General features: G+C 61.4%; 13 protein-coding genes. 3 read left to right on the top strand and 10 right to left on the bottom strand.

From position 1 onward, the window contains the following. Positions 1-1,080, top strand: a complete 1,080-nt coding sequence (gene paaE, locus G9U53_RS05280; protein WP_165638407.1) for a 1,2-phenylacetyl-CoA epoxidase subunit PaaE — start codon at positions 1-3, stop codon at positions 1,078-1,080. 41 nt (positions 1,081-1,121) lie between these two features. After that, positions 1,122-2,423 carry a phenylacetate--CoA ligase PaaK gene (gene paaK / locus G9U53_RS05275; protein ID WP_165638406.1) on the top strand — a complete coding sequence of 434 codons (1,302 nt, stop codon included), beginning with the start codon at positions 1,122-1,124 and terminating at the stop codon, positions 2,421-2,423. 2 nt (positions 2,424-2,425) lie between these two features. Here paaK and G9U53_RS05270 read toward each other — a convergent pair whose 3' ends face one another. From G9U53_RS05270 to lepB, 10 genes are all read right to left on the bottom strand, one after another. Then, positions 2,426-3,049, bottom strand: a complete 624-nt coding sequence (locus G9U53_RS05270) for a LysE family translocator (protein WP_007730629.1) — start codon at positions 3,047-3,049, stop codon at positions 2,426-2,428. 92 nt (positions 3,050-3,141) lie between these two features. Then, the gene (locus G9U53_RS05265; RefSeq protein WP_165638405.1) at positions 3,142-4,335 is read right to left on the bottom strand and encodes a globin domain-containing protein; all 1,194 of its coding nucleotides are present in this window, start codon (positions 4,333-4,335) and stop codon (positions 3,142-3,144) included. Positions 4,336-4,366: 31 nt separating this feature from the next. After that, positions 4,367-4,816 (bottom strand): Rrf2 family transcriptional regulator, encoded by a 450-nt coding sequence (locus tag G9U53_RS05260; protein ID WP_003943059.1) that lies wholly within the window; start codon positions 4,814-4,816, stop codon positions 4,367-4,369. Between the two features lie 119 nt (positions 4,817-4,935). Next, positions 4,936-6,066 carry a galactokinase gene (gene galK, locus G9U53_RS05255; protein ID WP_165638404.1) on the bottom strand — a complete coding sequence of 377 codons (1,131 nt, stop codon included), beginning with the start codon at positions 6,064-6,066 and terminating at the stop codon, positions 4,936-4,938. Next, entirely contained in the window at positions 6,066-7,166 is a 1,101-nt protein-coding gene (gene galT / locus G9U53_RS05250) for a galactose-1-phosphate uridylyltransferase (protein WP_165638403.1), read from the bottom strand. The genes galK and galT overlap by 1 nt, the downstream gene beginning before the upstream one ends. Further along, the gene (locus G9U53_RS05245; protein WP_165638402.1) at positions 7,163-7,789 is read right to left on the bottom strand and encodes an SMI1/KNR4 family protein; all 627 of its coding nucleotides are present in this window, start codon (positions 7,787-7,789) and stop codon (positions 7,163-7,165) included. Before G9U53_RS05245 ends, galT begins: the two co-directional genes overlap by 4 nt. 21 nt (positions 7,790-7,810) lie before the next feature. After that, complete coding sequence (locus G9U53_RS05240; RefSeq protein ID WP_165638401.1) at positions 7,811-8,395, bottom strand: TetR/AcrR family transcriptional regulator; 585 nt, start codon at positions 8,393-8,395, stop codon at positions 7,811-7,813. Then, complete coding sequence (locus tag G9U53_RS05235; protein ID WP_058038337.1) at positions 8,392-9,441, bottom strand: hypothetical protein; 1,050 nt, start codon at positions 9,439-9,441, stop codon at positions 8,392-8,394. Before G9U53_RS05235 ends, G9U53_RS05240 begins: the two co-directional genes overlap by 4 nt. A 55-nt stretch (positions 9,442-9,496) precedes the next feature. After that, positions 9,497-9,850 carry a glyoxalase superfamily protein gene (locus tag G9U53_RS05230; protein ID WP_030536066.1) on the bottom strand — a complete coding sequence of 118 codons (354 nt, stop codon included), beginning with the start codon at positions 9,848-9,850 and terminating at the stop codon, positions 9,497-9,499. 106 nt (positions 9,851-9,956) lie between these two features. Continuing rightward, positions 9,957-10,700 (bottom strand): signal peptidase I, encoded by a 744-nt coding sequence (lepB, locus tag G9U53_RS05225; protein ID WP_058038335.1) that lies wholly within the window; start codon positions 10,698-10,700, stop codon positions 9,957-9,959. Positions 10,701-11,126: 426 nt separating this feature from the next. Here lepB and G9U53_RS05220 point away from each other — a divergent pair, with 426 nt between their 5' ends. Beyond that, positions 11,127-12,608, top strand: a complete 1,482-nt coding sequence (locus G9U53_RS05220; RefSeq protein ID WP_165638400.1) for an anion permease — start codon at positions 11,127-11,129, stop codon at positions 12,606-12,608. Positions 12,609-12,611 lie beyond the last annotated feature (3 nt).

Here is a 12,611-nt window from a genome sequence, read left to right as displayed (position 1 = left end):
ATGAGTACCGCAACGACGAACCGGAACAAACCATTTCACCCGTTGACGGTCGCCGGTGTCGAATCACTGTGCGACGACGCAGTTGCCGTCACCTTCGACGTGCCTGCCGATATCGCCGATCAATTCGACTTCGGCGCCGGGCAGTCACTGACACTGCGGCGGATGATCGACGGCGTCGAACACCGTCGCTCCTACTCGATCTGTGCACCGGTAGGGGCGTCTCCACGGGTGGGGGTTCGCGAAGTGGCAGACGGACTCTTCTCCTCCTGGTTGGTGCGAGACGTCAAGGCCGGGGATCGAATCGACGTCCAGGGCCCATCTGGCAATTTTGTCGCCGATCCGGCATTGGGTGGACGGCACGTTCTGATCGCGGCGGGCTCCGGAATCACGCCCATGTTGTCCATCGCTGCAACACTGCTGGTGAACCCCGAGGCCGATGTCACCCTGCTGTACGGGAACAGGCGCGCCCGTTCGGTCATGTTCGCCGAAGAAATCGCCGACCTGAAGGACCGGTACGGTGCGCGCCTGGACGTTATTCATGTTCTCTCTCGCGAGCCGCGCGAGGTCGAGTTGTTCTCGGGCCGTCTCGACGCCGACCGGTTGCGCGAGATCTTCACCTCTCTCGTTCCGTGCGACCAGGTCGACGGCTTCTGGTTGTGTGGTCCGTTCGGGATGGTCAACGACGCCCAGGAAGTACTGGCCGGCTTGGGAATTGCCAAGGATCGCATCCATCACGAGCTGTTCTACGTCGACGACGTCGCGCCGCCGGTTGCAGTGCATCGTGAGCGCGGAATTGTCGGACCGAGCAGCGAGGTGACTATTACTCTCGACGGTCGATCGACCACCGCGACACTTCCGCGAGACCAGTCGATTCTCGATGCAGCGGAACAGTACCGATCGGATCTGCCCTTCGCGTGCAAGGGCGGGGTCTGTGGAACGTGTCGCGCCAAGGTCACCTGCGGTGACGTCGAGATGCGCAGGAACTACGCACTCGAAGACTACGAAGTCGACGCGGGTTTCGTACTGACCTGCCAGACCTTCCCTGTCGCTGAACAGATAACAGTCGATTTCGACGCCTGACCGCCCGCACAGCGCCCTCACTGAGCCCACCGGAGACAATCATGACCGAACTCGCCACTGCTACATCGCAAGACATCGAATTTGCCAGTCGGGAACGCATTTCGACGCTCCAACTCGAGCGGATGCAATGGTCCCTGATGCACGCGTACACCAATGTTCCGCACTACCGCAAAGCTTTCGACGACGCCGGCGTCCACCCGAGCGACTTGAAGGATCTGAGCGATCTCGCGAAGTTCCCCTTCACCACCAAAGCGGATCTACGTGAGAACTATCCGTTCAAGATGTTTGCAGTGCCCCAGGACCGGGTCTCGCGAATTCACGCGTCTTCGGGGACCACCGGTCGCCCGACGGTGGTGGGGTACACGAGCAACGACCTGAACAACTGGGCCGATCTCATCGCGCGCAGTCTCTCGGCCGGCGGCGTGCGGTCTTCGGACAAGGTTCACGTGGCTTACGGGTACGGTCTGTTCACCGGTGGATTGGGAGCACACTACGGTGCGGAGCGCTTGGGCTGCACGGTCATTCCCATGTCCGGTGGCATGACCGAGCGGCAGATTCAACTGATCGAGGACTTCGAGCCCGACGCCATCATGGTGACTCCGTCGTACATGTTGACCATCGTGGATGCGATGATCAAGAAAGGCATCGATCCCGCGAAGACCTCACTGAGGGTGGGAGTTTTCGGAGCGGAGCCGTGGACCGAACAGATGCGTACCGAGCTGGAACAGCAACTCGACATGCATGCGGTCGACATCTACGGACTCTCCGAGATCATGGGCCCGGGTGTGGCAATGGAATGTGTGGAAACCAAAGACGGGCTGCATATCTGGGAAGACCACTTCTACCCGGAGATCATCGATCCGGTCACGGGCGAAGTGCTGCCGGACGGTGAAGAAGGTGAGCTGGTTTTCACCTCTCTCACCAAGGAAGCGCTGCCCATCATTCGCTACCGAACCAGGGACCTGACCCGACTGTTGCCGGGTACGGCGCGCTCGATGCGTCGGATGCAGAAGGTCACCGGCCGGACCGACGACATGATCATCCTGCGTGGGGTCAATCTGTTCCCCACACAGATCGAAGAGCTGATCTTGACCGTCCCCGCCCTGGCACCCCAATTCCAGTGTGTGCTGGAGCGTCCGGACCGGATGGATACTCTGACAGTGCGCGTCGAGGCTCGCCCTGACGCGGCAATTTCCGATCATGCGGCAGCGTCTTCGGCGTTGCAGAAGCTGGTGAAGAACAAGATCGGTGTCACGGTCGAGGTGAGCGTTCTCGAACCCGGCGGACTCGAACGCTCGATCGGCAAAGCGCGTCGTCTGATCGACCAACGTCCGAAGGACTGAAACTACTCCAGGGCCATGCGGGTGGCGAAGATTCCGAGAATGCCACCAGCTAGCCATTTCTGAGCCCGCATCCACACCGGACGCGCCATGAGGAAGGTCGACACGGCTGCCGCACAGCACACGATCAACGCGTTGACGGTGACTGCGACCAGGATCTGCACGCCGCCGAGTACGAGTGCCTGTTGCCAGACCGGACCCGCAGTGGGATCGACGAACTGGGGGATCAGGGCCGCGTACATCAGCGCAATCTTGGGATTGAGCAGATTGGTGGTCAACCCCATCCCGAACAGACGGCCGCTACCGTGGCGGTCGACCTCGCCCACCTCGAAGGCGGACTTCCCACCTGGTCGGAGTGTCGACCAGGCGAGATAGGCCAGGTACAGGGCACCACCGATTTTCACCGCGGTGAACACCGTTGGTACGGCGAAGAGAACCGCTGTCAGCCCTGCACACGTGGCGGTGAGGTAGACCAGGAAACCGGTTGCGACTCCGCCGAGCGAGATCAAACCCGCCCGGCGGCCCTGGCTGATGCTGCGGGACACCAGATAGATCATGTTGGGGCCCGGTGTCAGAACCATCGCCAGGGCGATCAGCGCGACTCCCGTCATCGACGCTGACGTGATCATGTCGGTCTCCCACTACTCGATGCGTATGTTTCGTCGAGTACACAAGGGTTTGCAGTCGCGCGCCAAGGTCCAGTTCGCAGGCAGTGGTCCGCTCAGGTGTTGGCCCAGCTGTCGGGCCCGAAGACCTCGTAGTGGATATTCTGTGCCGGGACGTCCCTTTCGAGCAACGATGCGCGCATCGCCAACATGAACGGCATCGGCCCGCAAAGGAAGGCTTGGGTATCGGGCTCCACTGCAATACCTTGCAAATCCGCCCGTCCTTCGTGAACCGATCCGAACGCAACGTGCGTGCCGAGATCCTCGTACCAACGGTGCAGGGTTGCGGCGGGAATCTGGTCGACGAGTGTGCTGAGTTCTGCGCGGTGCGCGTGATCCGCAATGGATCGATCCGCATGGATGACAGATACCGAACGGTCAGCGCCGGTGTCCACGAGATGATTGAGCATCCCGATCATCGGTGTGCAACCGATTCCGGCCGACGCGAGCAGGAGCGGTGAGTTGTCGTCCGGCATGGTGAGATCGCCGAAAGGTGTGGTGACGGAGAGTTCTTGACCTTCGAATACGTTGTTGTAGAGGAAGTTCGACACTTCGCCATCGGGAGTTCCGGAGATTCGCTTGACGCTGATCCGCCAGTCTGCGCTGCTCGGTATCGAACACAGGCTGTATTGGCGGATCTGGCGGGCGCCGTCGGGCAGTGTAACCCCGACCGAAAGGTACTGTCCGGGAGCGAAGGTGGGGAGTGCGCTACCGTCGAGCGACGTGAGTGTCAGTGAGACGGTGTCGGCGGACTGAAGAACTCGTTCACTGATCCTGACTGTGCGCCAGACGTCACCGGCGTCGACGCCGGCGAGTTGGTAGAGGCCACGCTCCATCGTGATGAGGGTTTCCGCCATCAGCCAGTAGACCTCGTCCCAGGCTGCCGCGACGTCGGGAGTGACTGCATCGCCGAGTATTTCGACGATCGCGGCAAAGAGGTATTCGTGCACGATTGCGTACTGGTCGGGAGTGATTCCCAGCGACGCATGCTTGTGGGCGATACGTGAAAGTATGAGATCGACCTTGGCGCTGTCCGGCTCGAGCTGAAGCGTCGCGAATGCCGCGATGGCGCCGGCGAGAGCTTTCTGCTGTTCGCCCTGCTTCTGATTGCCGCGATTGAACAAATCGCGTTCGAGTTCAGGATGCGCGTCGAACATCCTGCGGTAGAACAGGGTTGTGATATCGCCGATGGCAGCGCCGACCACGGGAAGGGTGGCGCGAATGACCTCGGTTGACTGTGGGGAAAGCATGAGCTGCTCCGTTCGGTCGAAATTCGATTGATCAGCCTGCTTCGTCGCTCCGAGTGGTGAGGCGAAGCAGAACAGTTTTGGACGGCTGACGGATGACGTCTTCGATCGTGACCGCGTCGAGTGAAACGAAGAACGCTTCCTGTGCTTCGCGCAAAGCGCTCCGAAGGAGGCAACCTCCGCGCAGTGGGCACGGTTTGTCGCCTTCGCAGTCGACGACTTCACCCGGGCCTTCGAGGCGTCTGGCCAGCCAGCCGATGGTGGCGGTGCGGCCGAGTTCGGTGATGGAAAGCCCACCGCCGCGGCCGCGCCTGGTTGTCACGATGCCGAGCTCACCGAGCCGTGTAACCACCTTGGTGGCATGGGAATACGACACGTTGAGCTGCTGCGCAACATCCCGAGTGCTGGGGGAGGCATCCGCGTCGAGTACGGCCAACCGCATGACGACGCGCAATCCCAGATCGGTGAACTGCGTCAGTTGCATGATCTGAACCTACATAATTCGCATATGAGATGACTATTTATGTGAGGGGGATCTCGAGGTACCCCAACCAGGGCGAACGGTACGTTCGGCGCCTCCAGTGCGCTGAACGTGCCGTTCGCTCAGAGACGGGCGGCCGAACCCCCGGCAACGACGCCGAGAAAGTGTGGTGCTCGCCAACCTCGCGCCGCAAAGTCGCGGCTCACCGATGCGATGACCTCCGCTCCGCTTCCTTCCGGAACCAGCGCGATGGCCGAGCCTCCGAATCCGCCGCCGGTCATCCGCGCACCGATCGCGCCGCCGCGTCGTGCTGCGGCAACGGCGACGTCGAGTTCTTCACACGAGACCTCGAAGTCGTCGCGCAACGAGGCGTGCGAGTTGTCGAACAGCTCGCCGACGTCACTGAATCTGTTGCTGCGCAGAAGTTCTGCGGTCTTCCGCGTCCTCTCGATCTCGGTCACGACGTGCCGTACCCGCGCCCGGAGGATCGGGTCTCGCACTGTCTCGGCCTGGGCTGCTGTAGCCTCTCGCAAGCTGCCGACGCCGAGAGCTGCTGCTGCAGCGACGCATTGAGAGCGCCGCATTCCGTACTGTCCGTCTGCGAGTGAGTGTTTGACCCGGGTGTCGATGACGATCAGTTCGTAACCTGCACCGTGGAGTTCGAAAGGTATGGGTTCGGTGGATCCGTCCTGGCAGTCCAGCAGGAGCGCGGTCGAGGGCTGAGCAAAGAGGGCAATGGTTTGATCCATCCCTCCGGTCGGTGCGCCGACGCCGTCGTTCTCGGCCTGGATGCACACCTGTACCAGCTCATCGCGGGCGAAAGGTGAATCATGAAGTTCGTTGACGGCCAACGCAACCGAACAGGTGAGGGCAGCGGAACTCGACAGTCCGGCCCCGACCGGTACCGACGAGTCGACGGCAAGATCGATTCCTTCGATCGGGAGGCCTCTGCGCGCAAGAGACCACAGAACGGCTGTGGGGTAGGCGGCCCACCCTGTGGCGATGTCGCCGACGGGCCCGGTGTACGTCTCGGCGGATTGCCGACTGTGCACGCGGACGACCCCGTCGCTGCGCAGTGCGACGGCAACCAGTGTTCGCTGCTCGAGAGCGACCGGTAGGCACAATCCACCGTTGTAGTCCGTGTGTTCACCGATCAGGTTGACTCGACCGGGTGCCGCCCACACTCCGGTTGCCGGATAGCCGTAGGTGGCGTGAAACTGTTGGAGCACAGAATTGTTCGAGACCGTATCCACTATTTCAACTCCCGTAGACGGGCCGCGACTGCCTCGGGAACGGTGTCGTTCACCCAGGCGCCCATGGCGGACTCGGACCCGGCGAGGTATTTGAGTTTGCCCGGTGCGCGCAAGATCGAGAACAGCTGAAGATGCAGTCGGCCCAGAGGTCGGTTGATGCGGACGGGAGCTTGGTGCCAAGCCGCGATGTACGGTGCCCGGTCGACGCCCGTATAGAAGCGATCGATACGGCGTAGGAGATCTTGGTAGACGACCGCAAGCTCGTCGCGCTCTTGGTCGTTCAGCGAGGGAAGGTCCGGGACGTCTCGGTGCGGTGCCAGGTGAATCTCGATGGGCCATCGTGCGGCGGTCGGGACGTAGGCGCTCCAGTGATCGCCGTCGTAGATCAACCGGGCCTTGTCCTCGCGCTCGAACGCCAGAACATCGGCGAGTAGTGAGCGACCGGTGCGCTCGAAGTGTTTGTGCGCCTGCGTCAGCATCGATCGGGTGCGTGGCGTGACATACGGGTATGCGTAGATCTGTCCGTGTGGATGGGTGAGTGTCACCCCGATTTCTTCGCCGCGGTTCTCGAAGCAGAACACTTGTTCCACAAGCGGATCCGCCGACAACTCTTCGGTCCGAGAAATCCAGGCGCCCACAATCGTGCGCATGCGTTCGAGTGGAAGCTCGGCGACGGACGCCGTGTGATCGCTCGAGAAGCACATCACTTCGCAGTGACCGGCCGCTGGGCGATCGCCCGCACCGTCTCCGGGACTGTCAATGGCTTCCTCAGGCGCCGCGGCAAAGCTCGGAAACCGATTCTCGAACACCGCGACGTCGTAGTCTCCGTCGGGTATCTCTGTGGGCGTGCGTGTTTCGTCGGTCGGGCACAATGGACATTCGGCGGCGGAGGGGAGATGTGTCCGTGTCATGCGATGCGAAGCCATGGTGATCCACTCCCCGGTGAGAACGTCGAATCTCATCCGAGACGAGTGGTCGAGAGCCGGCAATTCGCGGGAATCTCGCGCAGAGTGGGCGCGGGCACTGCCGGCATCGTCGAAGTAGAAGATCTGACGCCCGTCGGCGAGGGTGCGACGGGTCGGATCCTGCTTGGGTGTCATGCGTCGACTTCCCATTCCAGAACACCCTTGCTGACAACGGGTTTCCACACTCCGATCGTTGATCCTGTTTCCAGCGTTACGGCATGGGCGGCCAGCATTACCGAGATGGACGCCCAGATCGGACCGCCGTTGTCAGTGGCGTCCGAGGCATACTCGGTCACACAATGGTGGAGTGCGCCGCTGCGGGTGTCCACGAAGTAGTGGTACTCGTCCAGTCCGGCGAAGGGAACGAACGAGGGGATGAACATGGTTGCGGCAGTGCCTGCGTCGCGTTGATCGTGTCGATCCATCTCGTCCTCGGCGTAGAGGTCTGGATTCTCGTAGATCGTCTCGTCCCACGTTTCGAGCAGCGTGAGACGAACTTCTGTTGCGACGTCGATGGGGTAGAAGAATTTGTCCGGGAGCACGCTGCCGAGAAAGAGGCCGGTCCGGTCGTCGTGGGTCAGGCTGCCGTTGTGGACCCGATACAGGTCGCGAAGTTCCTGTGGCCACGTGACGCCGGTCGAGGCTTCGAATTCCTCGATAACGGCGTCACCGAGTCCTGGTTGAAACGCTGCAGCCGTCACCGGTGCGTTTGTACGGCACCACGCTTCGATTCGGCTCCATTCGTTTGCAACGCTCATGGGCTTTACGATACGTCCGAGTCAGGACCCGTGAATCATGTACTGCAGTGTGTCCACGAGCTTTCGGTCCGAAGCCTCGGACTTTCGGCCGGTGATTCCCGATCGGAGAATTGCGGAACCCTCGAGCAGGCTCACGATGGTCTGCGCTGTCGCGCCAAGTTCCGCCGCATCCAGCTCCGGTTGTGCACACGCGACTGCGCGCTCTACGTGTGCGATGTACTGGGCGTAGAAGTCTCGAAGCACGACCGCGACTTCTTGGTCCGCCGCTGCAATGGCCCATACTTCGACGTACAGACGCACCGTGGCCTGGTCGTCCTGTTCTCCGAGCAGGACTCCGATGAAGTGTTCGGATTCCTCGCGGGAGAGGCTCTGATCCGTATCGGGGACGACGGCAAGGCGATCCAGTGAGCGGGTCAATGCACGTGACATCACTGCGCGTATCAGATCTGCACGGGTGGGGTAGTAGTGCTGCAGATGTCCTACCCGCACTCCGGCCGCGGCTGCGAAATCGCGCATTGCCGAGTTGGCATTGCCCTGAGTAGTGAGGACCTGTTCTGCTGCGTCGAGAAGTGCTGCCGCACGGGCGGCGCCCTTGGAGAGGGTCATGGTCGCAATACTGCCACCCCGAAGCTCTCCAACTCGGAGACGGTGCGGCGAGGGTTCGGAAGCGATTCGGGGAAAGTGACTCCAGGCCGGGCATCGTCGGCCAAGGCTCGTCTGACGGCCAGCGCGCCGCCCACCGCGGTGAGGTGAGCCTGGCCCTGCCGGTCGACGATTGTCGCGCTTGTCGTGCCGCTCGGGCCGGTGACATCGATGCGTACTTGCGCGCTCCCGCCCTTGCCCGGCGAGTACAGGAGTCCGCGTCGTAGCGGTGTGAAGCGGTCGCCGCGACCCCAACGGAACAGACCCACCTTCTTGGCGGCGAGCAGCGCAGTTGTGGATGCATTCGAACTGAAACCTATTCGAGTGCTGGCAGTTTCGGCGCCCAAGGTCATGGGGAACGTGAATTGTTCCGGAGTGTCGATTCTTCCGACCTTGGTGCGCGATCCGGGGAAGTCGACCCAGCGTGTATCCGTCAACGGGCTGACGGTGATCGGGTTTCCTTGCTGCATCACCTCGAAATCCTGCCCGAGCCGATCGATGAAGTCGACGGAGTCCAGCCCGGCAATGTCGTTGACGTCGTAGCGAATCGAGACGTCGATCGTGCTCGCGCCACCCAGTTCCTCGGCCAGCGCTGCGGCGACGATATTGGTGACTCCGCCCATCCATCCGGACGACAGGTACACCGGTGCGCTCGGCGACTTCTGACCCGCCAGAGTGGCGGCGCGAGCGACGCGGGTTGTCCAGCGGGTGATGTCCACGTACGGAATGCCGGCCTCGACGGCGGCGGACAGGACACGATCGTGGGGATCGTTGACCGTCGACACGACCGCGCGTACGGACGCGTCGAAGGGTGTCGGGTCGAGGAGGTCCCAGCGGCGGACGGAAGCGCCGTGACGGCCGGCCAGTTCGTTGCCTCGCTCGGGGGTGCGTCCGGTGAGGAGTAGTGGGAAGTCGGGGGCGAGCAACGCTGTCAGGGCGCTGCCCACGGTTCCGTATCCGCCGGCCACGAGGATCGGGCCGTCGGCTGAATACTGCAATGAATCGGTCATGCACGTAACTCTAGGTCAAATGACCTAAAACGTCGAATGGGGTTCTTTCCGCTGCTCAGTCCCGGTGTCGCACGATGTTGACGACGTTGCCATCGGGTGCCCGGACGAGGAATCGGCGAACACCCCACTCTTCGGTCGTTATGGGGTGCACGATTTCGTAGCCGAGCCTGCGGGCCTCTTCGTAGGCGCCGTCGATGTCGTCCGTGTGGACTGAGATGACGGAGTCCTCGGCCGCAGTGGCGTCGTGCGTGACGAGCTGTACGTTCGCGCCGGTGTCGGGAGAGGTGTAGCGAGCGACCCACCCCATGTTGAACTCTTCGGTGCTCAGGCCGAGAAAGTCGGAGTAGAAGCTCTTGGCGGTTCCGATATCGGCGACTTTGAGATTGGCGGTGATGCGTCGAGCGCGCATGTGGTTCTCCTACCTTCGGCAACAGATGCGCTCGATGATCGTCCGAAAGCGGATCCATGTCGACTGTGCCGTCCGAAGATGCAGGCCGCCTGGTTGATTCGATCTGTCACTGCGGATCGAACGAGCTCACAGTTCCCCACCGTGAGAAGGGAAGGACGATCAATTGAACCTTGCCGATGACATTGTCGATCGGCACCGTTCCACTGTGTTCGTCATCGAGATGGAAACGTGAATCCTTCGAATGGGCGCGGTTGTCGCCCATCACCCACAGGTTCCCGTCGGGAACCGTGACCGGCCCGAAATACCTTCCTTGGCAAGAGGTACCGTTGCCCGGAATGCGCTTGTCGATGTACGGCTCGGTCAGCGGCTTGCCGTTCACTCGAAGCCCCTCTTCCTCGGACAGGCACTGTACGGTTTGGCCACCGACCGCGACTACCCGCTTCACGAGGTCGTTTTCGTCCGGCGGGACCAAGCCGACGATGGACCCGAGTCCCTGAAATGCGCGAACAATCGAATTGTCGGATCGAATGGATTTGTACTCGTCGTTCCAGGACTCGGGTCCCTTGAACACGACCACATCCCCAGGTTGCGGATCCCCGAATCGATAGCTGATTCTGTCGACGAGGATCTTGTCTCCCGTGCAGCCGGTGCATCCGTGAAGTGTCGGTTCCATGGACTCCGACGGGATCAGAAAGATGCGTCCGACGAAGTTCTGAATGACAACACTCAGGACAAGTGCGACGACAACGAGGATCAGAATCTCACGCCACAGTGGACGTTTTCTCGGGTGATCGGCCACTGCCGATTCAGTGGAGGCGGTCGAGTCCTCGTGGGCGTCGGATTCCGTCACACTCCCGACAATAGATGGCGCAACCAGTCGTCGGCCCGATACGAATCTTCTCGGTTCGTGGGTCTGTCTGTCGGCTGACATGCTTCGGAATTGGATCACATCACGCGCGAAGATCCGGTCGAGGTCGGCAATCCGCGCAGTCCTGACCCAAACATCGTGCCGACGAATACCTTTCGCAGAAGCAGGTTGAACAACTCTCCGAGATTCAAGCGTGCAGCACGCCGGAGCCTTGTTGATCGATTGGCACAATCTTTTGCGAGAGATGGGCATCCTCCCACTGAAGCGTCGGTGCGAGACAGCGCCTCGTAAGGACGACTGTACTTCCGGGCATTTTCTCTCGAACTTGGATTGACCGCACGAAAACCTGATGTTTGGGGGACAATCATCTGGGGCGATCACCTGGGGCGACAAGTCGAGGAGATGCAAATGTCCGAGGCCAAATCCGAAAGCACTGAGTCTTTTTCTGAGACGACACCGCCGGCGGAGCCGTCGAAACAATCGGTGCTCAGGCGGTACTACCCGGCTGCGGTGCCCGTCATCCTCGGCCTGATCATCTATTTCATGCCTGTTCCGGACGGTGTGGATCCCAAGGGCATGCACATGCTCGGAATCTTCGTCGGCACCATCGTGGCGTTGATCTTGCAGCCTCTGCCGACGGGTTCTGTGGCGCTGGTAGGCCTGTCGATCGCCATGATCACCCAGACCGAGACGCCGACGGAAGCGTTGTCCGGCTTCAGTAACACCACGATCTGGCTGATCGTCGCATCGTTCTTCATTGCCGAGGGCTTCCTGGTCACCGGACTCGGCAAACGGGTTGCACTCATGTTCGTGACCAAGCTCGGCAAGTCGAGCCTCGGTTTGTCCTACGGAATGGCGTTGACGGACTTGATACTTGCTCCGGCGACGCCGTCGAACACCGCCCGCGCTGGTGGCGTCGTCTATCCGATCATCGTCTCGCTGAGCAAGTTGGAGGACTCCAATCCCGAGCCCGAGGACTCTCGCAAGAAGCTCGGAGCATATCTGCTGCTCACGTCGCTGCAAGTCAACGTCGTGACCTCCGCGATGTTCATCACCGCCATGGCGGGTAACCCTGTGGCCGTCGATGCGGCTGCCAAGATCGGCATCGACATCTCGTGGGGCAAATGGGCGCTGGCAGCATCGGTTCCGGGAATTGCGAGTCTCATCGCGATCCCGTGGGTGATGTCGAAGATCTTCCCGCCCACGATGTTGAAGACTCCGAAAGCACCCGAGCAAGCCAGGGAGGAACTGCGCAAGGCAGGTCCGATCAGCCGCAACGAGAAGATCATGGCCGCCACCTTCGTTCTGCTGCTGGTGCTCTGGTGCCTGGGCTCGCAGCTCAACGTCAATGCCACTACAACAGCATTCGTCGGAATCGGCATCCTGTTGGTGACCAAGGTGCTGACGTGGAACAACCTGGTCCACGACACCGGGGCGTGGCAGACGCTCGTGTTCTTTGCCGTTCTGGTCGGTATGGCAAGCCATCTCGAAGAACTCGGCGTGATCTCGTGGATCGGAACCCAGGTCTCCTCGAGCGTCGACGGTTTGCCGTGGATCTGGGCTTTTGCGATCCTGACCTTGGTGTACTTCTACGCGCACTATCTGTTTGCGTCGAACACCGCGCAGATCGTCGCGATGTACGCGGTGTTTCTCGGCGCGGCGGTGGCAACCGGTGCACCGTCGCTGTTCTCGGCCCTGGTGTTCGGCTTCATCGGCAGCCTGTTCGGCGGTATCTCGCACTACGCGTCCGGTCCGGCCGGAGTGATCTACGGTTCCGGATACATCAAGACCTCGGAATGGTTCCGAATCGGTTTCGTGATGAGCGTCGTGATCATCCTGATCTGGACGATCATCGGCGGCGCGTGGATGAAGCTGATCGGCGCCTGGTGACGA

The sequence above is a fragment of the Rhodococcus sp. D-46 genome (assembly GCF_011290655.1).
GTDB classification, from domain to species: domain Bacteria; phylum Actinomycetota; class Actinomycetes; order Mycobacteriales; family Mycobacteriaceae; genus Rhodococcus_F; species Rhodococcus_F qingshengii.
Note: the sequence above shows the minus strand (reverse complement) of the source record. Positions and strands in the feature narration are given on the sequence as shown.